The sequence below is a fragment of the Pseudoalteromonas sp. NZS71_1 genome, assembly GCF_015864305.1.
GTDB lineage: Bacteria > Pseudomonadota > Gammaproteobacteria > Enterobacterales > Alteromonadaceae > Pseudoalteromonas > Pseudoalteromonas arctica.
The window spans coordinates 46,530-71,502 of sequence record NZ_JADYXM010000016.1; the positions used below are offsets into that span (position 1 = coordinate 46,530).

General features: G+C 39.1%; 16 protein-coding genes. 5 read left to right on the forward strand and 11 right to left on the reverse strand.

Translation table 11 applies throughout. From position 1 onward, the window contains the following. Positions 1–18: 18 nt before the first annotated feature. The 9 genes from pyrF to gyrA form a co-directional block, all read right to left on the reverse strand. Positions 19–723, reverse strand: a complete 705-nt coding sequence (pyrF, locus tag I6F43_RS17570) for an orotidine-5'-phosphate decarboxylase (RefSeq protein WP_197103360.1) — start codon at positions 721–723, stop codon at positions 19–21. A gap of 351 nt (positions 724–1,074) precedes the next feature. Then, positions 1,075–2,211, reverse strand: a complete 1,137-nt coding sequence (gene lapB / locus I6F43_RS17575) for a lipopolysaccharide assembly protein LapB (RefSeq protein WP_010552858.1) — start codon at positions 2,209–2,211, stop codon at positions 1,075–1,077. Positions 2,212–2,213: 2 nt separating this feature from the next. Next, the gene (locus tag I6F43_RS17580; protein WP_007583056.1) at positions 2,214–2,495 is read right to left on the reverse strand and encodes a lipopolysaccharide assembly protein LapA domain-containing protein; all 282 of its coding nucleotides are present in this window, start codon (positions 2,493–2,495) and stop codon (positions 2,214–2,216) included. A gap of 21 nt (positions 2,496–2,516) precedes the next feature. Next, positions 2,517–2,804, reverse strand: coding sequence for an integration host factor subunit beta (ihfB, locus tag I6F43_RS17585; protein WP_007583054.1), 288 nt, complete (start codon positions 2,802–2,804; stop codon positions 2,517–2,519). A gap of 67 nt (positions 2,805–2,871) precedes the next feature. Next, positions 2,872–4,539: a 30S ribosomal protein S1 gene (gene rpsA, locus I6F43_RS17590; RefSeq protein ID WP_002961176.1), complete on the reverse strand. Its 1,668-nt coding sequence runs from the start codon at positions 4,537–4,539 to the stop codon at positions 2,872–2,874. A 95-nt stretch (positions 4,540–4,634) separates the two neighbouring features. Then, a complete protein-coding gene (gene cmk / locus I6F43_RS17595; protein WP_007583052.1) occupies positions 4,635–5,345 on the reverse strand; it encodes a (d)CMP kinase in 711 nt (236 codons plus the stop codon). Positions 5,346–5,451: 106 nt separating this feature from the next. Then, entirely contained in the window at positions 5,452–6,729 is a 1,278-nt protein-coding gene (gene aroA, locus I6F43_RS17600) for a 3-phosphoshikimate 1-carboxyvinyltransferase (protein ID WP_197103362.1), read from the reverse strand. Then, positions 6,729–7,811 (reverse strand): 3-phosphoserine/phosphohydroxythreonine transaminase, encoded by a 1,083-nt coding sequence (gene serC, locus I6F43_RS17605; protein WP_010552860.1) that lies wholly within the window; start codon positions 7,809–7,811, stop codon positions 6,729–6,731. Before serC ends, aroA begins: the two co-directional genes overlap by 1 nt. A 321-nt stretch (positions 7,812–8,132) precedes the next feature. Then, positions 8,133–10,832, reverse strand: a complete 2,700-nt coding sequence (gyrA, locus tag I6F43_RS17610; protein ID WP_121954985.1) for a DNA topoisomerase (ATP-hydrolyzing) subunit A — start codon at positions 10,830–10,832, stop codon at positions 8,133–8,135. A gap of 176 nt (positions 10,833–11,008) precedes the next feature. On the opposite strand from gyrA, the gene ubiG reads away from it, so the two are divergent. From ubiG to yfaE, 5 genes are all read left to right on the forward strand, one after another. Next, on the forward strand, positions 11,009–11,719 hold the full coding sequence (ubiG, locus tag I6F43_RS17615) for a bifunctional 2-polyprenyl-6-hydroxyphenol methylase/3-demethylubiquinol 3-O-methyltransferase UbiG (protein ID WP_008171708.1): 711 nt from the start codon (positions 11,009–11,011) through the stop codon (positions 11,717–11,719). After that, on the forward strand, positions 11,719–12,399 hold the full coding sequence (locus I6F43_RS17620) for an HAD family hydrolase (protein WP_010552862.1): 681 nt from the start codon (positions 11,719–11,721) through the stop codon (positions 12,397–12,399). The genes ubiG and I6F43_RS17620 overlap by 1 nt, the downstream gene beginning before the upstream one ends. A 408-nt stretch (positions 12,400–12,807) precedes the next feature. After that, a complete protein-coding gene (gene nrdA, locus I6F43_RS17625) occupies positions 12,808–15,090 on the forward strand; it encodes a class 1a ribonucleoside-diphosphate reductase subunit alpha (protein ID WP_197103364.1) in 2,283 nt (760 codons plus the stop codon). Positions 15,091–15,155: 65 nt separating this feature from the next. Beyond that, a complete protein-coding gene (gene nrdB, locus I6F43_RS17630) occupies positions 15,156–16,286 on the forward strand; it encodes a class Ia ribonucleoside-diphosphate reductase subunit beta (protein ID WP_007583038.1) in 1,131 nt (376 codons plus the stop codon). Continuing rightward, entirely contained in the window at positions 16,286–16,558 is a 273-nt protein-coding gene (gene yfaE, locus I6F43_RS17635) for a class I ribonucleotide reductase maintenance protein YfaE (protein WP_165721553.1), read from the forward strand. The genes nrdB and yfaE overlap by 1 nt, the downstream gene beginning before the upstream one ends. A 79-nt stretch (positions 16,559–16,637) precedes the next feature. Here yfaE and pbpC read toward each other — a convergent pair whose 3' ends face one another. Both pbpC and I6F43_RS17645 read right to left on the reverse strand, forming a co-directional pair. Then, on the reverse strand, positions 16,638–19,019 hold the full coding sequence (pbpC, locus tag I6F43_RS17640; RefSeq protein ID WP_197103366.1) for a penicillin-binding protein 1C: 2,382 nt from the start codon (positions 19,017–19,019) through the stop codon (positions 16,638–16,640). After that, the gene (locus I6F43_RS17645) at positions 19,000–24,924 is read right to left on the reverse strand and encodes an alpha-2-macroglobulin family protein (RefSeq protein ID WP_197103368.1); all 5,925 of its coding nucleotides are present in this window, start codon (positions 24,922–24,924) and stop codon (positions 19,000–19,002) included. The genes pbpC and I6F43_RS17645 overlap by 20 nt, the downstream gene beginning before the upstream one ends. Positions 24,925–24,973 lie beyond the last annotated feature (49 nt).

A 24,973-nucleotide genomic window follows, 5' to 3' on the forward strand; every position in this document is an offset into this window, starting at 1 on the left:
TTGCTGCTTTTTGTTAAATTATTCTATAGATCTATTAACATCACTAAGCACTTTTACGGGATCATCCGCCTGAGTAATAGGTCGTCCTATAACTAAATAATCACTTCCTGCATCTATTGCTTGCTTAGGAGTCATAATACGCTTTTGATCGCCAGCATCACTGCCTTCAGGACGTATACCTGGTGTTACAAGTTTAAAGTTCTCACCTAACTCTGCTTTTAAAGCTTTTGCTTCTTGTGCAGAACACACAACGCCATCAAGCCCTGCTTCCTTTGCAAGCTTAGCTAAATATATAACTTGCTCTTGAGCAGATTTATCAACGCCTAAACGCTTTAGTTCTGTTTCATCCATGCTTGTTAATACAGTAACCGCGATAAGTAATGGCGCTTTATCGCCAAATTGTTCTAGAGCCGATTTAGCTTTGCTCATCATTTCAAAACCACCAGAAGCATGAACGTTTACCATCCACACACCCATTTTCGCAGCTGCAGTAACAGCTTTAGCTACTGTATTAGGGATGTCATGAAATTTTAAATCTAGAAAAACATCAAAACCTAAATCAATTAACTCTTTAACAAATGCAGGTCCAAAATAAGTAAACATCTCTTTGCCTACTTTAAGACGACATGTATCAGGAGAAAGTTGTTTAACAAAGTTTAAAGCAACCTCTTGATCATCGTAATCTAATGCTATAAGAATTTTTTTTGACTGTTCGAAAGACATGACTATCCTAATGTATGGCTATAATACCAATCCGCAATAATACTTAATCAATTTGAGGACCAAATCTGACGCTAACTGCGTTAAAAATTTCTTATATAGAACAATAATATTACGAAATTTTTTGCCTTGTTATCGACACAATTTTCTTACCTCAAAACAGACCACTTAATTAAGCGAATTGATATAAAGTAATTGTATAAGTAGATTTAATGCAATAGTGCTAGCTGGTAATTTGAGAGAAGGTGTAGAGAAATTTATATAGACACAACATCAAAAAATTCCAACCCAGTAAACTCTCAGTTTAATTTGCTAAAATTATCATAGTTAAATCCGATATTATTTAAGGGGTTATTAAAATCCGTCTAAGCCTCGACTTGGAACAATGGTTTCCCAATGCTTACAAGAAGGGCAATTCCAATATATGGTGTAGCTTGTAAAACCGCAATGCTGACATTGGAAATCAGGTTTTGTAGCAATATAAGAGGTTACAAGCTTATCAATTTCATTAAGTACTTCTTTAGTATTTTTATTTTGGTCACCCATTAATTGCAGTAAAAAACTGAAACCACGAATAGTAGGTTGACGTTTTAAGCTATCAGTTAGAAATTCAAAGGCTTGTTTAGTGTGTCCTTGCTCAAGCAATGCTTGGCAATGTTTTATTTTAATTAATACACCGCCCTTTTCTAACAAGTCACTGACTAATTCATGAAATTGATGCGTTAAATTTAATTGTTTATAGCTGTGAGCTAGCTCATCAATAAACAACGGCGCAAACAAAGTGAATTGTGATACAAGCTCACGCCAGTAATAAATAGCTTTAACGTAATCTTCTTTCGCGTAAGCAACTAATCCTAACTCGTAAAGCGGACGTACGGCTTTATAATTTAAGCTAATCGCTTTTCTCATTAGTTGGGGTGTGTTATCACTTAAAGCTGATTCACAATAAAAATTAGCAATCGCTTTAAATTGTTGTTCTTTTGAAAATAGTTCGCTGTGGGCTTCAAACATGTTGATGCCTTTTTCCCATTCACGGGTTTGCGAATATAAAGTAATAATAGGGTCTAGCGCTTCTACATGGCCAGCCTTAACTAACCAAACTAAGTGCTCTTCTGCACTATCTAGTAGACCAGCCATTATATAATCTTCGGCAAGTTCTAAACGGCTAGTTGCAGCTTGTTGTTCATTTAAGCCTGGGTGTTTTAATAGAAGTTCATGAATTTTAATTGCGCGGTCTAATTCACCTCTACGGCGAAACATGGTGGCAAGTGTAGAATAGTGTTCAACAGAGTCAGCTGAAACTTCAAGCAAATTAATCAAGTGCTCTAAGCCTTGGTCTTCTTCTCTGTCGAGTAGAAACTTTAAGCCTTTGCTGTATTCAGAAGTGATCTGACGATTTAGTTGATGAGCTTGGTTTTTAGCACTGTTTTTACCCATAATCCAGCCGTAACCGGCGGCAACAGGTAATAGTAAAAACAAAAGCTCAATCATAGTTAGGTGTCTTTATTCGCGGCAAGCTTTTTTTTATCTTTTTCAGGCGCTAATTGCTTTTTTAAGCGGTAGTTTTGCCACTTTAATTGTGAAAACAATTTAAAGCTAATAAAACAACCCACTAAAACACCTAATAAAAAGCAGATACTTATTATTACAGCTAAAGGTAGTGTATTACTGGCTATAATATAATTTATTTGTACTAACTGTGGGTTTTGTGACCCTAATACAAATGCACTGATGAGGCATAGCGCAACCAGAATAATTTTTAATACCTTGAACAAGTAACTACTCCACTAAGTTAACTAGGCAATGCTTTCATTTACGCGGTCGCGTAATTCTTTGCCTGGTTTAAAATGAGGTACATGCTTTCCTTCAAGCTCAACTGTATCGCCAGTCTTAGGATTACGACCTGTGCGAGGAGCGCGGAAATGCAAAGAGAAACTACCAAAACCTCTGATCTCAATACGATCTGAAGTAGATAATGAGCCGGCCATTTGTTCAAGAATTTCTTTTACAGCATTCTCAACATCTTTCACTGGAACGTGTGCGTGTTGTTCCGCAAGTGTTTCTATCAGTTCTGACTTAGTCATAGCGTTTCCTTAAAAAGAGATATAGGAAGGGCAAAAAATGCCCTTCCAACTAAAAACTAATTATATATTAGTCTTTTTGTGCATTTGCGAAAGCAGCTGCCATTGCGTTTTCAAACACTGGCTCTTCTTTCTTAAGCTTCTCTAGTACTTCTTTCTCTTCTGCTTCGAAAAGAGCTTTTACAGATAAGCTTAAAGTGCGGTTCTTACGATCAACACCAACGTATTTAACTTCAATCTCGTCGCCTACAGAAACAACAGTAGTTGCATCTTCAACGCGTTCTTGAGCGATATCAGCTACACGGATGTAACCTTCAACGCCTTCGATAAGTTCAACAGTTGCGCCTTTCGCATCAACTTCAGTCACTTTACCTTTAACAATAGCACCTTTTTTGTTTGCATCAAGGTAGTTATTGAATGGGTCAGCTTCGATTTGCTTAACACCTAGAGAGATACGTTCACGCTCTGGGTCAACTTGCAATACGATAGCAGTGATTTCGTCGCCTTTCTTGAATTCACGTACAGCTTCTTCGCCAGGTGTATTCCAAGAAATGTCTGAAAGGTGTACAAGACCGTCAATACCACCGTCAAGACCGATAAAGATACCGAAGTCAGTGATTGATTTGATCTTACCAGTAACTTGATCGCCTTTGTTTTGTAGACGAGCAAATTCCTGCCAAGGATTAGCAATACATTGCTTAAGACCAAGAGAAATACGACGACGTTCTTCGTCAATTTCTAAAACCATAACTTCAACAGTGTCGCCTAAGCTAACAACTTTTGAAGGATGGATGTTTTTGTTAGTCCAATCCATTTCAGAAACGTGTACTAAACCTTCAACGCCTTCTTCGATTTCCACGAAACAGCCGTAATCTGTAAGGTTAGTAACACGACCAGAAAGTTTAGAACCTTCTGGGTAACGACCAGCGATAGCTGCCCATGGATCTTCACCAAGCTGTTTAAGGCCTAGAGATACACGAGTTTTATCTTTGTCGAATTTTAGAACTTTAACTGCGATTTCGTCGCCAACATTAACGATTTCTGAAGGGTGCTTAACACGCTTCCAAGCCATATCAGTAATGTGTAGTAGACCATCAACACCACCAAGGTCAACGAATGCACCGTAGTCAGTAAGGTTCTTAACGATACCTTTAACTTCTTGGCCTTCAACAAGGTTAGCAAGAAGCTCTTCACGTTCTTGTGAGTTTTCAGATTCGATAACTGCACGACGTGAAACAACAACGTTGTTACGTTTTTGGTCAAGCTTGATTACTTTAAATTCAAGCTCTTTGCCTTCAAGGTGAGTTGTGTCACGTACTGGACGAACATCAACAAGTGAACCAGGTAGGAAAGCACGGATTGAATCAACTTCAACTGTGAAACCGCCTTTAACTTTACCGTTGATAACACCAGTAACAGTCTCTTGCTCTTCACATGCTTTCTCAAGACGGATCCATGCTTCGTGACGCTTAGCTTTCTCACGAGAAAGAATAGTTTCACCGAAACCGTCTTCAATTGCATCTAGTGCAACATCTACTTCGTCGCCTACAGCAACTTCAAGTTCACCAGCAGCATTTTTGAACTGCTCAGCAGGGATAGCACTTTCTGATTTAAGACCAGCATCTACAAGTACAATGTTATTCTCGATAGAGATTACTGTACCTTTAACGATAGAGCCTTGCTCTGCTTCAAAACCCTTTAAGCTTTCTTCAAATAACTGCGCAAAATTTTCTGACATACGAATATACGTCTCATATATTAATACCAATAAGCAACCATGCTGCATGGGGTTGTTAAAATAGCACTGGCATCCTGCTGGCGCATAAAATGTGTTTAGCTTCGTTTAGGAAGCTTACCTTCAGAGATTGCAATATCCAATAAAGTTATTACCTTATCAAACACTTGCTGTGCATTGAGTTCGCTAGTATCAAGCTCAATAGCATCATCTGCAGGTACAAGCGGAGCAACGGCACGATTCATATCGCGCTCGTCACGAGCTTGAATGTCCTGTAATAGACCACTTAGTGTAACATCAAGACCGCGCGTATTCAACTCAACAAAGCGTCTACGAGCACGCTCTTCTGCACTTGCTGTTAAATATATTTTTAACGGCGCATCTTGAAAAACCACAGTGCCCATATCACGGCCATCGGCAATTAAGCCGTTTTCAGTGCGAAATGCACGCTGGCGACGTAATAACGCTTCACGAACGCGAGGTAATGCTGCAACTTTTGATGCTGCAGCGCCTACTTCTTCATTACGAATAGTAGTGGTTACATCTTCGCCTTCTAAAATAACTTTTCCTGCATTAGTTTGGCTATCTACCAAAAACTGCACATCTAAATTTGCAGCAAGAGGGACAAGCCCTTCTTCATTGTCTAATGCAATTTGGTGATGAAGTGCAGCTAAAGATAAAACGCGATAAATCGCACCGCTATCTAATACATCCCACCCTAACTTGTCGGCTAACAAGCGACAAACAGTTCCTTTACCTGAACCACTTGGGCCATCAACGGTGATCACGGGCATTAATAACGCCTGCATTTAAAACCTCCTGCAATGCACACCTAAATAAACCGCGACATTATACGTCAGTTATTAAAATATATCTGCTATTAGTGTGTAACTTTTGTAATTACTTCTAATTAGCTTATTCACTGACTGACGCTAAAACATTGAAAAATGTAGGAAATGTTTTATAGGTACACTTTGGATCATTAATCGTTATTGGCTTTCCACCAACGGCAACCATTGCAAAACACATGGCTATACGGTGATCGTCGTAAGTGTCTATTGCTACATCGTTGAAGTGTTTAGGCGGTGTAATTTCTATAAAGTCATGCCCTTCTACCACTTCTGCACCTACTTTTCTAAGCTCAGTTGCCATCGCATATAAACGGTCTGTTTCTTTTACTCGCCAGTTATAAATGTTACGAATGGCAGTTGGGCCTTTAGCGAAAAGAGCAACAGTTGCAAGGGTCATAGCAGCATCAGGAATTGCATTAGCGTCAATATCTACGCCTTTTAATTCGCCTTTGCGAACAACTAAACGCTCATCATACCAATCGATTTTTGCGCCTACTTGCTCCATTACTTTAGCAAAGCCTATATCACCTTGAACTGATTTAGCACCCACGCCTTTAATTTCAATCTCGCCGCCAGCAATTGCAGCCGCAGCAACAAAGTAAGAAGCAGAAGATGCATCGCCTTCAACCATAATTCGTTCGAGTGATTGATACTGTTGACCACCTTTAACTTTAAAAGTTGCATAATCACTGTGTTCAACATTAACACCAAAACGTGCCATTACATCAAGCGTAATATCAATATAAGGTTTAGATACTAAAGTACCTTTAATCGTTATCGTAGTATCACCGCTAAATAATGGCGCTGCCATTAATAGAGCCGTTAAAAATTGACTTGAAATACTACCGTCAATTTCAACCTCACCACCTTTTATTTGACCACCTACAATTTTAAGTGGTGGATAGTCTTTGTGTTTTGTATAGGTAACATCACCACCAAGCGCTTGTAGAGCATCAACTAAGTGCCCTATCGGACGCTCTTCCATACGTGGTTCGCCTATTAGCTCATACTCACCTTTAACGGCAGCAAGTACAGCCGTTAAAGGTCTGTAAGCAGTACCTGCATTACCTAAAAACAAGGGCTCAGTAGGTGTATTAAACACACCACCAACTCCCTCTACGGTCGCTACAGTGTGTTCATCATTTAAAGTTACATTTACACCTAATAACTTTAAAGCACCCAGCATATGGCGTATATCGTCACTATCAAGTAAGTTTTCTACAACGGTGGTACCGTTTGCCAGTGCTGCTAATAATAAAATTCTGTTCGATAGACTCTTTGAACCTGGTAGGGTTACCGTGCCATTTACTTTAGAAATAGGTTCTAAACGGAGCTGCTCCATTAGCTGTGCTCCTTTGCAAATGCAGCCATAAAATCTACAAGTGCTTGAACACCTTCAAGAGGCATAGCGTTATAAATACTTGCGCGCATACCGCCCACAATTCTGTGACCTTCAAGTGCAAGTAAACCGGCCTCGTTTGATTGAGCAACAAATTTGCTATTTAAGCTTTCATCGTTTAACCAAAATGGAACATTCATGCGTGAGCGGCAATGTTTAGCGACTATATTTGAATAAAAATCTGAGTTATCGATAAAATCATACAGTAAATTTGCTTTAGCAATATTTTGTGCTTCCATGGCTTTTACCCCACCATTGCTTTCAAGCCATTCAAATACTTCAGCCGCTAAATACCAAGCAAAGGTAGGTGGGGTATTAAACATACTGCCCTGCTTTGCTTCAAGTGCGTAATCTAAAATACCGGGCTTTGGCAAACCTTCGCGCTCAAGTAATGTTTTACGAACAATAACAATTGATATGCCCGATGGACCGATATTTTTTTGCGCACCAGCGTAAATCAAATCAAATTTATTAACGTCTATCTCACGCGATAAAATAGTTGAAGACATATCAGCAATAATCGGAGCTGTTGGGTGGCTTGGTACATCAAAAATCTCTAAGCCATCGACAGTTTCATTAGGGCAATAGTGGATGTACGCAGCGTCTTCTGGTAATTCCCAGTCAGCAACGTCTTTAATTGAAAACTCACCATCAGCATCATTACGGACATCCGTAAAAGACGTTTGAGTAAACTTATTCGCTTCATCTCTGGCGCTTTTCGACCAAACGCCATTCTCACAATAAAACGCTGTTTTGCCTTCTTGGTGTAAGTTTAATGGCACAGCACTAAACTGGCCACGACCACCACCATGCATAAACAGCACTTCAAATTCATCACTAATATTCATTAGGCGACGAAGGCTAGCTTCACATTTAGCTGTAAGCGCTAAAAACTCTTTACTGCGATGGCTAATCTCCATCACAGACACACCTAGGTCTTGCCAATCTAGAAACTCTTTTTGCGCTTTTTTCATAACCGCTTGCGGAAGCATAGCTGGCCCCGCACAAAAATTATATTTACTCATTACCTTTGCCTCATTCCAGTAATTTAACTATTAAGCATGAACATTTAATACCAATCCGCTAAACCTTTAAAATTTAATGAATAATACCAATCCGCAATAATACTTAATCATTTTGCGGGGCTAAACGTGTCGCTACTTGCGTTAAAAAATTCTCATTTAGAACAACTAAATAGCGAATTTTTTGCCTAGCTATCAACACGTTTTTCCACCCTCAAAATAGATCTCTTAATTAAGCGAATTGGTATGAGTATAATTTCACGCCCTATTAATTTTTTTCAACAACATTAAAAAAAGCGGCCAAGGCCGCTTTTTCAATATCAATTATTCTGAAGGAGGATTATCATCCGCTACTTCATCAATAACCGTATCTACTGTTTCAACGTCTTCAATATCAATTAAGTCACTTTCTGTAACTTCAATCTCTTCTATACGTTGTAAACCAACTACTTGCTCTCCGTCAATAGTTCTGATCAAAATAACACCTTGTGTGTTACGTCCAACTGTTGAAACTTCATTAACGCGAGTTCGTACTAAGGTACCACGATTCGAAATAATCATTATTTCATCGTTGTCATCAACTTGCACAGCACCAACAACAGCACCGTTACGTTCACTCACCTTAATTGATACAACACCTTGTGTTGCGCGGCTCTTAGATGGGTAATCTTCAAGTTGTGTACGCTTACCGTAACCATTTTCAGTTACCGTTAGAATGGCACCGTCAGTTTTTGGTACAATTAACGATACTACGCGTTGCTCGTCTGGCATTTTAATACCACGAACACCTGTAGCCGTACGACCCATTGGGCGAACACCTTTGAAGCGAATCTCAGGGTTACCTTCTTCGTCTAATACTGGGTTGCCGTTTTCATCAACAACTGTTGTTTCTTCAGCTTCTTTGAAGCGTACAACTTTACCTGCATCAGTGAACAACATAATTTCGTTGCTACCATCGGTAATATCAACACCAATCAAGCTATCGCCATCATTTAAGTTAACAGCAATAATACCGCTTGCACGTTGACGACTGTAAGCCGTTAATGGTGTTTTCTTAACTGTACCGAATGCAGTTGCCATAAAGATATATTTATCTTCTGCGTACTCGCGTACTGGCAATATAGCAGTTATACGTTCATCAGCTTCAAGTGGTAACAAGTTAACAATTGGCTTACCGCGCGCTGCACGACTTGCTAGTGGTAACTGATACACTTTAAGCCAATATAAACGACCGGCCGTAGAGAAACATAAAATAGTATCGTGTGTATTTGCAACTAACAGACGTTCAATGAAATCTTCATCTTTCATCTTCGTTGCTGACTTACCTTTACCACCACGACGTTGTGCTTCGTAATCAGACAATGCCTGATACTTCACATACCCTTCGTGAGAAAGCGTTACAACAACGTTTTCTTCAGTAATTAAGTCTTCAAGGCTGATATCGTGAGCCGCTGCATTAATCTCAGTACGACGTTCGTCGCCATACTGCGCTTTAATTTCAACTAGTTCGTCACGAATAACTTCCATTAAACGCTCAGGTGTTGCCAAAATATAAAGTAGCTCAGCAATTAACTCTAATAACGCTTGATATTCAGTTAAGATTTTTTCGTGTTCAAGACCAGTAAGCTTGTGTAAACGCAAATCTAGAATTGCTTGAGCTTGTTGCTCAGAAATATAGTATTGACCGTCGCGAATACCTAAATCATCAGCAAGCCAATCTGGACGGGCTACATTATCTTCGCCTGCTTTTTCAAGCATACCTTGTACATGACCTAATTCCCACGGACGTGCAGTTAAAGCAACTTTAGCTTCAGCAGGTGTAGGTGATTTACGAATAAGCTCGATAATTGGGTCAATGTTTGCAAGCGCAATTGCTAAACCTTCAAGCGTATGAGCACGGTCACGCGCTTTGCGTAAATCAAACACGGTACGACGAGTTACTACTTCACGGCGGTGAATAATAAACTCTTCAAGCATTTCTTTTAGATTAAAACACTTAGGTTGGTTGTTAATTAATGCAACCATATTCATACCAAACACAGTTTGTAACTGAGTTTGTGAATACAAGTTATTTAAAATAACTTCGCCTACGTCACCACGTTTAATTTCAATAACGATACGCATACCGTCTTTATCTGATTCATCACGTAGTGCACTAATACCTTCAATTTTCTTATCTTTAACAAGCTCTGCAATTTTTTCAATTAAACGGGCTTTATTAACTTGATAAGGAATTTCGTGAACGATGATTGTTTCACGGCCTGTTTTTTCATCGGTTTCGACGTCGGCGCGTGCACGCATGTACACTTTACCACGGCCAGTTAAATAGGCTTGTTCAATGCCTTTTTTACCGTTGATAATTGCAGCCGTTGGGAAATCAGGACCAGGAATATAATCCATTAACTCTAAAATAGTTAAATCAGGATTTTGAATAAGTGCCAAACAACCGTTCACAACTTCAGTTAAGTTATGTGGTGGTATATTTGTAGCCATACCTACTGCAATACCCGACGAACCATTCACTAATAAATTAGGGACTTTCGTAGGTAACACGTCAGGGATGAACTCAGTGCCGTCGTAGTTAGGAACGAAATCAACCGTTTCTTTTTCAAGATCGGCTAATAACTCATGCGACATTTTTGCCATACGTACTTCTGTATAACGCATTGCCGCTGCTGAATCACCATCAACCGAACCGAAGTTACCTTGGCCATCTACAAGCATATAACGTAGTGAGAATGGCTGAGCCATACGAACTATCGTGTCATAAACTGCACTGTCGCCGTGTGGATGGTATTTACCGATTACGTCACCGACCACACGGGCCGATTTTTTGTAAGGCTTGTTCCAGTCATTACTAAGCTCGTTCATTGCAAACAAAACGCGGCGATGAACAGGTTTTAAGCCGTCACGTACGTCTGGTAATGCACGTCCTACTATTACGCTCATTGCGTAATCTAAGTAGGAGTTTTTTAACTCGTCTTCAATATTGACTGGCAGAATTTCATTGGCGAGATCAGTCATTTGATATCACATTCCTTCAGTATCAGCTCTCAACAACCCGGTATTGGGTATTAAGAGTATTGTTATTATTTCTAACAGCCATGCTATCACAATTAATTTTAATTTACAGGCGCAAAACTTTGCGATTTATCAATTTAGCCCTATATAATGGCCTCAGATTGACGAGGAAGTATTTTATGACCGAACATCAAAATGTAGATCACGCAGAAATAGCAAAATTTGAAGCCATCGCTGAGCGTTGGTGGGACCTAGACGGAGAATTCAAACCTCTTCACGAAATTAACCCGTTACGTTTAGACTTTATAGCAAACAAAACGCAAGGCTTATTCGATAAAGAAACACTCGACGTTGGCTGTGGCGGCGGTATTTTAAGCCAAAGCATGGCGCGTATGGGTGCAAAAGTAACTGGCATCGATATGGGCCAAGAGCCTCTAACCGTTGCTAAGTTGCACAGTTTAGAAACTGGCGTAAATGTAGATTATATAAAAGTGCCTGCAGAAGAGTTTGCAACACAGTACCCTGAGCGCTTTGATGTAATAACGTGTATGGAAATGCTTGAGCACGTTCCCGACCCAGCATCTATCATTCATGCTGTAGCTGCACTTGCCAAACCAGGCGCGGACGTGTTTTTTTCAACCCTGAACAAAACACCTAAAGCATATTTATACGCGATTGTTGGCGCTGAAAAACTCTTAAAAATGGTGCCTGAAGGTACACACGACCATAAAAAGTTTATAAAGCCTGCACAGCTTATTGCATGGGCAGAGCAAGCCGGTTTAAAAGTTCGTGCAAGTACAGGGCTTTCTTATAACCCACTATCAAAGCAATATACGCTCAATAGTGACGTTAGCGTAAATTACATACTTTATTTTGAGAAGTTAGCTTAATGGCTAACTCTCAAGCCCCCCTACCCCTTATTGAGTACGATGCATTTTTATTTGATTTAGACGGCACCCTACTCGACACCGCTGATGATTTAGGTGCCGCTTTAAACGCAGTCCTTATTAGCAATAAAATAGAACCTGTTAGTAGTGATATATACCGTCCTGCCGCATCTAACGGCGCAGGCGCATTATTAGAGGCTGGTTTTAAAGAATTATGGGCTAAACAACCCCAAAGCGAGCTTATAAAGCAATTAGTTGACGAGTACGCCACAAACATAGCAAATCACACACGTTGCTTCAGCGGAGTTGAATCGTTACTTATCGCCCTTGATCAGAAAAAAATCAAATGGGGGATCATGACTAATAAACCAGGGTTTTTAACCGATCCTTTAGTGGCAGCTATTCCCGCATTAAAAAATGCCAGTGTAGTAATAAGTGGCGACACATTAGCTGAAGCTAAGCCATCACCTTTACCACTGCTACATTGTGCAAAGCTTATGCAGGTAGAACCAAGCCGTTGTTTATACATTGGTGATGCACAGCGTGACATACAAGCAGGCAAAGCGGCAGGTATGCATACCGCAACGGCACTTTGGGGTTACATCCCAAGTATTGATGAAGCCAACAGCTGGAATGCTGATTTTAACTGGCAAAGCCCAATTGATGGTTTTAACCATATATAGTGCTATGTTAATTATTAAACACTATATATTGTGATTGTGTTAGTTTTCACACAAAGCCTGCTGATAAAAAAAGCAGTCAAAATTTATTTTTAAAATGAGTAAATTTAGCAGATCATTAGTTGATTTTTGCATATTTCAACTTAAATGATTGTTCGAAGGTGAGTGTCTACTAACACAAATGCGTTATCCCAAAGTTATCCACAAACAGGGGCAATTATGTCCCTTGCAAAACAACTCAGACCACACTATCTTGTGATCTCTAAATTGAACAACACCAGATATTGTGGCCAAATGTTATTCAATTAAATTCGCCAATACGGTGAAACCTATAATAAATGAGTATGTACCTTGCTTCGGCGAGGCATAAAGCATTGGTCAAAATACATAATTCCCAAGGAATACAGGCAAATGAACCAACAGTTATCTGTAAGCAAACGTGACGGGCGCAAAGAGCCTCTTGATCTGGATAAGATCCATCGCGTCATTGAATGGGCCGCCGAAGGTTTAAGCAACGTTTCGGTTTCGCAAGTTGAATTAAAATCGCACATTCAGTTTTACGATGGTATTCGTACTAAAGACATTCACGAAACCATCATTAAAGCAGCAGCGGATCAGATTTCAAAAGAATCGCCTGATTATCAATACTTAGCTGCACGTTTAGCTGTATTCCATTTACGTAAAAAAGCGTACGGTCAATTTGAGCCACCACGTTTATTTGACCACGTAACAAAAATGGTTGGCGATAAACGCTACGATGCTCACTTATTAGTAGATTACACAGAGCAAGAATTAGACGAGCTTGATGCATATCTTGATCATTCTCGCGATCTTAACTTTAGCTACGCGGCTGTAAAACAGCTTGAAGGTAAGTATCTCGTTCAAAACCGTGTATCGGGTGAAATCTACGAAAGTGCACAGTTTTTATATATTTTAGTAGCAGCGAGCTTATTCTCTGACTACCCACGTGAAACACGCGTTTCTTACATTAAGCGCTTTTACGACGCAGTATCGTTATTTAAAATATCTCTACCAACGCCAATTATGTCGGGTGTACGTACACCTACTCGCCAGTTTAGCTCGTGTGTATTAATTGAATGTGGCGATAGCCTTGATTCAATCAATGCAACGTCGTCAGCTATTGTTAAATACGTTTCACAACGCGCAGGTATTGGTATTAATGCTGGTCGAATTCGTGCGCTAGGTAGCCATATTCGTAACGGCGAAGCGTACCACACAGGTTGTATTCCTTTTTATAAGCACTTTCAAACAGCTGTTAAAAGTTGTTCGCAAGGTGGTGTACGTGGCGGCGCTGCAACATTGTTCTACCCGCTTTGGCATTTAGAAGTAGAGAACCTACTTGTACTTAAAAATAACCGTGGTGTGGACGACAACCGCGTTCGTCACCTAGATTACGGCGTACAATTTAATAAACTAATGTACTCTCGTTTAATTAAAGACGACTACATTACGTTATTTAGCCCATCAGATGTGCCTGGTCTTTACGATGCATTTTTTGAAGACCAAGCTGAGTTTGACGCGCTTTACGTAAAATACGAACAAGACGAATCGATTCGTAAAAAACGCATTAAAGCGATTGAGCTTTTCTCTATGTTTGCGCAAGAGCGTGCAAGTACAGGTCGTATTTATTTACAAAATGTGGACCACTGTAATACACACAGCCCGTTCATTGCTAAAGTTGCGCCTATTCGCCAATCTAACTTATGTTTAGAAATTGCATTGCCAACTAAGCCACTTAATAACGTAAATGACGAAGAAGGCGAAATTGCCCTTTGTACACTGTCTGCGTTTAACTTAGGTGCAATAGAATCACTTGATGAGCTCGAAGAGCTAGCTGAACTTGCAGTACGCGCACTTGATAACTTACTTGATTTCCAAGACTACCCAGTACCGGCTGCTAAAAATGCAACTATGGGTCGTCGAACGTTAGGTATAGGCGTGATTAACTACGCATACTACCTAGCTAAAAACGGTAAACGTTATTCAGATGGCAGCGCAAATGCATTAACACATAAAACCTTTGAAGCGATTCAATACTACTTGATGAAAGCATCAAACGAGCTTGCTAAAGAGCGTGGCGCCTGTCCTAAGTTTAACGAAACAACGTATTCACAAGGCATTATGCCAACAGATACGTATAAACGTGATTTAGATAAAATTTGTGATGAGCCACTTCATCTTGATTGGGATACACTACGTGCAAGTATTAAAGAGCACGGTATGCGTAACTCAACACTAAGTGCGTTAATGCCATCAGAAACATCGTCGCAAATCTCTAATGCAACAAATGGTATTGAGCCACCACGCGGACATATTAGCGTTAAAGCAAGTAAAGACGGTATTTTAAAGCAAGTTGTTCCTGAGTATGAGCGTTTAAAAGATCAATACGAGCTACTGTGGGACATTCCATCAAACGATGGTTACTTGCAGCTTGTTGGTATAATGCAAAAATTTGTAGACCAAACAATTTCTGCAAATACAAATTATGATCCAAACAAGTTCGAAGGCGGTAAAGTACCTATGCAAGTCTTATTAAAAGACTTACTAAGCGCGTACAAACTAGGTGTTAAAACCTTGTACTACCACAATACTCGCGATGGTGCCTCAGATATGCAAGAAGATACTCCAGAAGTGGAAGATGACGATTGTGAAGGCGGCGCGTGTAAAATATAACTGCTGATTTTTATTTTAAGCGGGCATTTAGCCCGCTTTTTCTGATAGTTTTTTGAGTGATAAACATGTCTTATACTACTTTTAGCCGAAACCATAATAACCAAATGCAAGAGCCAATGTTTTTTGGCCAAACTGTAAACGTATCTCGCTACGACCAACAAAAATACCCAATTTTTGAAAAATTAATCGAGAAGCAACTGTCTTTCTTTTGGCGTCCTGAGGAAGTAGATGTAAGTAAAGACCGTTTAGACTTTCAAGCGTTACCCGATCACGAAAAGCATATATTTTTAAGTAACCTCAAATACCAAACTCTACTTGATAGTGTGCAAGGTCGTTCGCCAAACGTTGCCCTACTTCCAATTGTATCGCTACCAGAGCTTGAAACATGGATAGAAACGTGGGCATTTAGTGAAACGATTCACAGCCGCTCATACACACATATTATCCGTAACGTAACACAAGCACCTGAACTTATTTTTGATGACATTGTTAGCAACGATAAAATTAGCGAACGTGCCGATGCCGTAACTAAATACTACGACGACTTAATCAACTCTGTATCGCTTTATAATTTATACGGTGAAGGCAAACACGAGATTAATGGTAAAACTGTTATCGTGAATTTGTTTGAGCTTAAAAAGAAACTTTACCTGGCTATGATGTCGGTAAATATTCTTGAAGCGATTCGCTTTTACGTAAGCTTTGCATGTTCGTTTGCGTTTGCTGAGCGTGAATTGATGGAAGGTAACGCTAAAATCATCAAGCTTATTGCGCGCGATGAGGCACTTCACCTTTCGGGTACTCAGCATATTTTAAACATTATGCAAGACGGTAAAGACGACCCAGAAATGGCGATTGTTGCAGCCCAGTGCCGCGACGAAGCGATTAAAATGTTTGTTGATGCTGCAGAGCAAGAAAAAGAGTGGGCTGAGTATTTATTTAAAGATGGTTCAATGATTGGCTTAAATAAACATATTTTATGTCAGTACGTTGAATACATTACTAATGCACGTATGACGGCGATTGGTTTGCCAGCACAGTTTGAAAATAACAGTAACCCTATCCCATGGATAAACTCGTGGTTAGTGTCTGATAACGTGCAAGTAGCACCACAAGAAGCAGAAATAAGCTCATACCTTGTTGGTCAAATAGACTCGCAAGTTGATGCATCAGAATTTGGTGATTTTGATTTATAATGAGTGACAAGTCTACTGCAAGTGTAACACTTGCAGAAAACAGCCAGTGTATAGAGTTTACCGCTGGCTGCCCTTCTCTTTTACACTGCTTAGAATCCATGAAAATAGACGTCGCATTCCAATGCCGTGAAGGTTACTGCGGCGCTTGTAGAGCAACGTTAGTGTCAGGTAGTGTTGAATATAACGAAGAGCCCCTTGCATTTGTGCGCGAAGGCGAAATACTCCTGTGCTGCTGTAAACCCAATGGCAATGTAAGTATTAATTTAAAGTAGTCTAAACGCTAAATACAGTTTATAAACGCCAATCTAATTGTTTGATACCCGATAACTAGCTCTTTAGCTTATTTACGTATCACTGAACGAGCTTTACACGCATTGAAACTGATGCGCTACGCCCTAAATTATCAACCACTCTTACGTCAAATTCGCCTACTTGCGGGTGCCAGAAAAAAGGCGTATCTCGCTCTACTTTACCAACAAAGCTGTTATCTACAAACCAATATAAAATACGTGAATCTGTATCTGTGATTGCGCTAAAAGGCAGGCCTTCTTTTTTCAATTTACTGGCTCTTATCGTGTAGCTAATTAAATTACTCGGGGATGTAATACTCGGTGCTGAGCCTCGTGTACTCGTGTCATTAATTAAGCATGAATCTAAATAAGGTGGAGGCTGGCGTTTAACAATGCCTGCTTGTTTAAATAATCTGACTAAGTCAGATGGCCAAAATTCATAAACTGCCTTTGTAGTTGTAGATTCAACATACTGACAAGCACGTAATCCCGATACTTTATCAATATAAATTTCACGATGTACATCGGACACTTTAATTGGCGACTTACCTGGAATAAAAAGCCCTTTTTCTGTTTTAGGGCAATGCACATTAGGTAAATCACCTGTTGTTGAACAAATATCTACTTCTGTAATATTTAAACCACCTGGTTTTATATTGCCTTTGATTAAGCCATAACTATCTAATGAACGTATTATTTCAAAAAATAAAGGCGCGGCTGCTTGTCGCCCAATAAAAGATGGGTGCCCTTCTCCTGAGAAATTACCCACCCATGTAGCTAAAACATACGGACCTACAATACCTACTGACCATGCATCGCGAAAAGCAAATGAAGTACCTGTTTTCCAATATACAGGATATGATTGTCTTCTTTCTTTTTGAAATGAAATTTCATCAACTGCACTATTTTTACTTAGCATTTGTAAAGTCAGGTAGGCTGCCTCTGGGCTGATGAGTTGCTTGATATGATTGTTTTGATTATTTGGGTTGTTTTCGTTAATAACAGTGGCGTCTTTTTTTAATATAACTTCATCCTTATACACCCCTAAATTAGCTAACATAGCGTATAACTTAACGAGCTCTAGCATCGTTACTTCAATGCCGCCCAGCGCAAGCGCTAAACCATAAAACTCTTTGGGCTGAAGCTTTTTAACATCGGCTGCAACGAGTAAATCGTATAGCCCAACTTTTTGTAAGCGATACATCAAATTAACAGCAGGCACATTACGGCTCAGCACTAGCGATTCAGTAGCCGATATAGGCCCTAAAAACTGCTGATCGTAATTCTCTGGTGTATATCCTCCAAAGCGTTTGGGGGCATCTTTTACAAGCGTTAATGGATGAATTAACCCTTCCTCTATAGCAAGCGCATAAATAAATGGTTTAAGGGTTGAACCTGGTGAACGTTTAGCTCTTACACCATTTACTTGACCGCTAATGTCATTATTAAAAAAATCCACAGAGCCTAATTCAGCAACTACTTCCATAGTTTTATAATTTAGTAAAATAGCAGACGTATTACTGAGCCCGTCTCTATGCCTGCGATTAATGTAATTTCTTGCATGGCGCTGAAGTAAGTTTTGTAAATTAAGGTCTATCGACGTTTTATATTCTCCATGCTTTAGGTGCGGGTACTCGCTTTGTAAATTATCAATAAAATGTGGGGCTTCAAAAGGCAAGTCTGAAGAGGCATATACCTTTATCGGTAATTGCATAGCTGCTAGCCAGTGTTTATCGTCTGGGTACTTTTCAAGCCAACGAGTAAACAGTTTTTTTCTTGTTTCTAGCAATACGAGTTTAGCCGATTTTTTAATGGGATTTCGTTTGGTTGGGTTTTGCGGGATTAAGCTAAGTAATAATGACTCAGGTAAATTAAGATCAATAGCTGGTTTCTTAAAATAAATTAAACTGGCTGCACCAACACCTTCAATATTTGATCCATAAGGCGCTAAGTTAAAATACGCCTCGAGTATTTGATTTTTACTGTAGTGTCGCTCAATTTGTAACGCTCGAAGTATTTGTTCTACTTTTCCAAAAATAACATGCGTGTTCATCCCAAAGTGCAACCGGGCTACTTGCATTGTTATTGTTGACGCACCGACTCGGTGACTTCTTTTAATATAGCTAGTATAAAACGCATTTATTAAAGCAATAAAATCGACACCAATATGCTCATAAAAGTCTTGGTCTTCATACAGTAAAGTAGCTTGTTGAATGCTCAAAGGGATTTTATCTATTGGCGTCCATAATCTATATCTATCGTCTGCGGCTAAATTTAAACGAAGTAATTTATCACTGCTATCGTAAAAAGCCGTTGAGTAAGCATTGGGCTGGGTAATATCAGGCTTTGGAGTAAACAAATACAACAGCACTGCAAGCAGTGCTGTTGTAAAAAAAGCCGTTTTTATTATAAAACTAAACTTTTTATTTAGCGGCGGTAACATCAAAACGACCCGATTTTGAGTGCGCTTTAATACTTAAATCATACATAGATTCAGCATAAGCCGATGGCACTACAAAGCTGCCAGATGCAGTAGCCTTAATCTTGTAAGTAAGCTCAGTCATGCTATCGCCAAAGCTGCCATATAATATAACGCGATCCTCTCGTATATCTTTATAATCAGAGGTCCAGCGATTATAACTATTGCGAACGCTGTCTCTGAGTACTTCAAACCCACCAGGTAGTAAATCAATAACAGCAACATCCGAAATATTTTTACCCGTTGTACTACGCACTCGTAATACAACGTTTAGTTCTTGACCTTGAACAGCGGTGGTTATCACATTACCTTTATCGTCTTGGTATTCTCTGACAACTTCTAAACCATTACTTAATGACTTTTGTGGCACGTTTGTATCAAAACCAGCTTGGCTCATCATGTAAAATGAGCGAGGTGGCGCTAATACATCAAGCGTTTTAACGTCATTTAAAAACGAGGCTTTAGGATAAGGTGTATAGGTTACGTCTAATGCCTTTTTTTCTGCCATTGTCGTTGTTGCCATTATTTTTACATCTTCAGGCTGGGCTTGTGATAACGCAACTTTTGAGTATGCCGTCATAGCAAGTACAGACCAAGCAGACGACAACGTGTTGTAGTCTCCTTTAAAAATAGGGTCAACGACATTAAACAAATCATCTTTAGTTAACTGCTTTAAGCGAGCAGGAAAATGTTTTGATAACAAATAAATATACTGTCCGTCGTGAGCTAAACGTGAGTCGTAAGCGCCCCAATTATCGTGTTGGGTATCTTGCCCAATTTTATAGCTATTGATCAGTGCTTGCGCTTTGTCGCTTGCACGTAATAGCTGATAAGTTGCGCCCATAAACGCGGACGTTATATCTTGTTGCCATACTTTGCTATTACTCGCATTTACACTTTTTTCTAAATCAGATAAGTAATTAGTTGTTACCTCACCTTGTCGTGTTAGCAAATAAATGGCATAAGCGCGGTTTCTGTCATTCGTCTCTAAAGATCCGCTCGCTATACTGCGCACACCTTCAAAACCACTGCTCCACATATCATAAGGTATTGCTACGCCCGCTTCTTTTGCATCTAATAAAAAATGCATAACATAAAGAGAAGAATAAATAGATGCACTAGAATTACCCGGCCATAACATAAATCTGCCATCAGGTAACTGACGTTGACGAAGGGTATCTATTAAGTTGTTTATACGCTCATGTTTATAAGATACATCGCCCATATAACTTGGGTGTTCTAAATAACTCAGCACCGGAAACACACTACTCACTACTTGCTCGGTACACATATGAGGAAAGTTATCTAAATAATTAATAAGACCATCAACAAGCGCTAACGGGCTTTGTGAAGCGGTAATATTATTTTGTGATAAGTTAGGATATAGCTGTCTCGAAACCGCTATTTCTTTTTTACCTGATTCACTAAAGCCACTTTCAAAGCTACTAACAAATGCAACCGCAGGGCGCACACTTAACGTTGCCGTGCGTTGGCTAACATTATCACCCGATAACGCAGTAAATGTAATTGATGCAGCGCCAAGCTTATCAAGCACTTTCACTCTAAACGTTAATGTGTCTTCTGATTTTTCATCAATATTTAGCGTTAATTTTTTATCGCTTATTATTTCAATGTTGCTTGAAGTAAGCGCTTCTACCGTAATTGGCAGTTGTTTACCTGAATCCTCAACGCCATTAGCAATACCAAGTACAATATTAAACTCATCGCCTGGTGCTGCTGTCGTTAATACATTAGGAGTTAATACAAAGGGCCCTTTCACAAGTGTTGTACTTTCTTTAACACCAACACCCTCGTCATTTACGGCAATAGCAATTACACGTACCTGACCTGCAAAAGTATCTGGGATAGTAAACGTATGTTTTTTCGTTTTAGCATCAGCCGATAAAATACCAGACCAAAATGCGACTGGTTTTTGTACCTTACGAGAAAACGGGTTAAGTTGCTTGCTCTTGCGGTTCATTGCCATTGAGTCAGCATAACCACCACCCGCAGCTGCAAGCTCTTGCACTAGTTTAAATTCAGGTAAAATAAGATCAACAATTTGCATAGTACTAACTTCTAAAGCACGTTTTTGTAAGAAGTGATTTAACGGCTTTGGCGTCCGATAATTCGCCACTTGTAAAATACCTTCATCTACAGCAAATAACAGAACACGTGAAGGTGATTTGGCACTATATGAAATGACTAAATCGTCACCTGGTTTTACTTTATCAGGTATGTTTACGTCAAAATCTATTGCGCGTTTACTACGATCAATCGCAAATGGTTTAACTGCGTAGCTTAATGGGCTTGTAAATATTTCTTTCGATTCGAGGCTTCGAACAAATGAAACATTAACATACGCATTGCCTTCTATCCCTTGAGGTAACGTTATTGTTTGTATGCTACTTGTTGTTTTACTCTCAAACCATTTAAAAGCGTGTACTTTATTGGTTTCAATTGTAATTAAACCCGAGCCAACATAAGGCGCTACAATACTTATTTCGATTGTTTCGCCAGGTTTGTAATCCGGTTTATTTAATTGAACTTGCAGTTCAGCATTTTTTTCAAGCTTACCCGCTAAGTTACCCGTGCCGGTTATCGTAAACGATACCCTACTGACGGTATTCCCTTTGCCATCAACGAGTTCTATTAAGTAATCACCTGGTTCAGCAGTGGGTAATTCGTAGTTTGCGCCATCTTGTTTAATGTAAAACGGGTTGCTTGATATCTGTTTGTTTTTTCTAACCGATTGGTACTTATAAGTGCCGTTATTTTGTTGCACCAACGTAGATACATATTGTTGTTCTATTAAATTTAGCGATAAATCATCACGAGCTACTTGCTCAGTTTCTGAATTAATATTAATAAATTTTACAACACGTTTTGACTCTTTTGATATGTAGCTTAAATCGCCATCGGCTTTATAACCAACTAACTGCTCAACGGGTGAAACAAGCACCGAGCTGCTTGCACGAACACTTTTACCACCGCCTTCTTCATACCCTTGTACTGCAAAATTTAACTGATAAGTACCTGCCTCATAGCGAGTTAAGTCAATATCAAATTCTGCCTTGCCTTGTTCATCAGTTTTGGTTTCGGTTAATGATTCATAACTGTGTCTAATATTTTTTCCTTCACTGTGGGGATCAGAAAACACATAATCTTTGTATTCATTAAAGTAAAAACCAGCTGGAGATAAATGTAAATCAGCAGTAACACGTCTATTTTGAGCAGGTGTACCAAATAAGTTTTGAAGGCTCACCAATGCTTTAAATTTTGAGCTGTTTACCCACCCCTTTGCAGATGATTGAGAAAATTGACTACTAATTTTCAATCTATCGGGTACAAACTCTTCAACTTTAAACTGAGTACTGCCTAATTGGTCGCGGCTATTATTATTTTTAATAAGTTGGACCGATACATAATACGTTCCGGTATTGGCGCTATTTTGTGTTTTAAAGTCAAAATCAAGCAATCCATACTTATCTAAGCTCACTCGTTTATTATAAACAGTTGTCCCTTTAGGATCGGTAATTATAAGTTCAAGCGGTATATCGCCCAGTTTTGCAAAGTTTTGTTGCTTCACAATCGTGGCAAGTTTAACACTATCGCCTGGTCGATAAATTCCACGGTCAGAAAAAACAAACGCATCTATTTTATTACTACCACTGAGCCCAGAACTTACACCGCCGGTATCAAACCGAGAGTAGTTAACCATTCGAGCATAGCGATTATAAGGAATAAAAGACATGTCACTTTTAGTTTCGACTACAAAAGCAACGGGAGTTTGATCATCAGTAAACCACGTTGTGTTGTCGAAAAATGCGTGCCCCTCAGAATCTGTTTTAGCATTTAAAATAACTAATCCGTTTTTACCCAATAACGACACCTTCGCTTTTGCTACCGGTTTTCCTGTTTCAATAGATTGGACAAATATATCGCGAGATCCATCTGCATTATTTTTTACCAAAATACCTAAATCAGTAATAAGGATAAGTCGTTTTTCTTGGGGTCCATATACGTAATTATCTTCTGTATTTAACGCTTGAGCATTTATAAAAAATAAGCCTAAACCAACTGACTCATTATACTTACTACTCAAATCAATAGATGAATAGACCGCTTTTTTAGGGTGCTCCGATTTAAAATTAACTTGTCTGGTAAAAATTGAACTTATGTTTTCTTCTGTAAAGTAATAATTATTAAATTCTGGATTAGAAATATCACCACTGGTTTGACTTATAAGGTGGTTAATTTGATTGGCTTCTACCCTACCTACTTTAACTTGAAGTGCGTTTACACCGCGGGTCAAAAATGACAATTTATGATCGCCATTTTTTGATAATATAGAGCCCTTAGACATAATATTTACTTGTGTCGGATAAGCCGGCGTATCTAAAATAGTGTCGTATTTATTCACCATCGTAAACTCACCCGTCGACTTTAATCCCTTATCAATCGCGATATAAACTTGCTGGTTTTGAGGGGCGTCAAACGTAAAACTGTGTAACTTAGTTGTATCTTGCGCGGTAGGAATAGCATTTAACTTAACTTTTTGAGATTGCTTAAGCACTGCATCAGTAACCTCTCGTGGACTACCGAAGTACTTATAATTACCTTTTGAATCTTTAGCCGGTAATACGTAAGCAGTCGTTTTACTAACCACATCTTGCGATGAAATATCATCTGTGAAGTCTAAAACAAGTGTTTGTTCGGGCTCCCCTTGCGTATTTTTTACCATCAACACTTTGGCAGTATTTACTCTAAAAAAGCTATTTACACTTGGGATCAACACAGCGTCTTTAATCTCTACTGTTGTTTGAGAAGGACCCATAACCGGCTTTACACCGTTATTAAGAACAAAATACAGATAGCTTTCGGTATCTTGAATACGTATTTGCTCTGAAGTAATGTAAATCTCTCGTTGATGCTTGTCGTAAGTAACATCAAATTTATATTGTGCGAGTTCGTTCTTGCCATCTTGCTCAAGTGATTGAGTCAGCTTTAGATTGTTTTTTATGGTGCTTATATCTGTTGGGTGAGTCGCTTTTAATGTTGCAACCACCTTGTGACTTTTTTTAACGTTAGGGTCTTGATAAAAAGCGAGCGAGCTTAGTGTTAGTTCAAAGTTGGGAGTTTTAAATACATGCTCATTATCGCTTAGATGTATATCACTTTTAAAAATAGATGAATCAAAACGTACCTTATATTCTTGCCCTGCTGACCAATCTTGTTTTGGGATAAATTTAAGCTGGCTTTCACTATTCCAAGACCACTGTCCAATTAGCTCAGGCGTGACTTTTATACCTGTGGGAATCACTTTGCCAACAAGCGCAAGCTTTGCGACAGAGTAAGACACTGCATCCGTGTTTTCTACATCATCTAAAACGGGAGTAAAATCAATATAAAGCGGTTCAGGGTTTAAAACATCAGATAAAGTGGTAACAGCAGGTGTAGAGTGAGTTGCTTTGTAACTAATTGGCTGTGGTAAGGAAAGAAAAAAACAATAGCCTGCTATAATTAATATCAACATTAGCACGGCGCTAAAAAATGCTGTTTTGCGCTCTTTAGCAAACCTAAGCACATTATTTATAGCAGTAATTAACCATTTCGGTTTATGCCAAATAATGACACCAAATACATTTAAAATAACAAAAAATGTGGTCAGTAAAACCCACACACTGCCAACTGTTTTTTCGGTTACATTCACGTTGCCAAGTAAGCTTGCAACCAAACTAAACAAAACCGTTCCTATGGCTGAAAAAGCAATACTCATAAATAAACTAGCTATTTTGGGAGCGAGTTTACTTTGTTTAAGATTAACCTCTTTTGGGTTAGCCTCTTTTGAATCGGTTTTTGTATTCACGTTCAAAATCCTTTTTCTTTATACTGCAATATCAATAAATGAGAGAACT

What these genes read in the sequence shown, in the direction of transcription:
- pyrF (WP_197103360.1), bottom strand. Translation starts at nt 723, where the DNA reads ATGTCTTTCGAACAGTCAAAAAAAATTCTTATAGCATTAGATTACGAT.
- lapB (WP_010552858.1), bottom strand. Translation starts at nt 2,211, where the DNA reads ATGATTGAGCTTTTGTTTTTACTATTACCTGTTGCCGCCGGTTACGGC.
- ihfB (WP_007583054.1), bottom strand. Translation starts at nt 2,804, where the DNA reads ATGACTAAGTCAGAACTGATAGAAACACTTGCGGAACAACACGCACAC.
- rpsA (WP_002961176.1), bottom strand. Translation starts at nt 4,539, where the DNA reads ATGTCAGAAAATTTTGCGCAGTTATTTGAAGAAAGCTTAAAGGGTTTT.
- cmk (WP_007583052.1), bottom strand. Translation starts at nt 5,345, where the DNA reads ATGCAGGCGTTATTAATGCCCGTGATCACCGTTGATGGCCCAAGTGGT.
- aroA (WP_197103362.1), bottom strand. Translation starts at nt 6,729, where the DNA reads ATGGAGCAGCTCCGTTTAGAACCTATTTCTAAAGTAAATGGCACGGTA.
- serC (WP_010552860.1), bottom strand. Translation starts at nt 7,811, where the DNA reads ATGAGTAAATATAATTTTTGTGCGGGGCCAGCTATGCTTCCGCAAGCG.
- gyrA (WP_121954985.1), bottom strand. Translation starts at nt 10,832, where the DNA reads ATGACTGATCTCGCCAATGAAATTCTGCCAGTCAATATTGAAGACGAG.
- ubiG (WP_008171708.1), top strand. Translation starts at nt 11,009, where the DNA reads ATGACCGAACATCAAAATGTAGATCACGCAGAAATAGCAAAATTTGAA.
- I6F43_RS17620 (WP_010552862.1), top strand. Translation starts at nt 11,719, where the DNA reads ATGGCTAACTCTCAAGCCCCCCTACCCCTTATTGAGTACGATGCATTT.
- nrdA (WP_197103364.1), top strand. Translation starts at nt 12,808, where the DNA reads ATGAACCAACAGTTATCTGTAAGCAAACGTGACGGGCGCAAAGAGCCT.
- nrdB (WP_007583038.1), top strand. Translation starts at nt 15,156, where the DNA reads ATGTCTTATACTACTTTTAGCCGAAACCATAATAACCAAATGCAAGAG.
- yfaE (WP_165721553.1), top strand. Translation starts at nt 16,286, where the DNA reads ATGAGTGACAAGTCTACTGCAAGTGTAACACTTGCAGAAAACAGCCAG.
- pbpC (WP_197103366.1), bottom strand. Translation starts at nt 19,019, where the DNA reads ATGTTACCGCCGCTAAATAAAAAGTTTAGTTTTATAATAAAAACGGCT.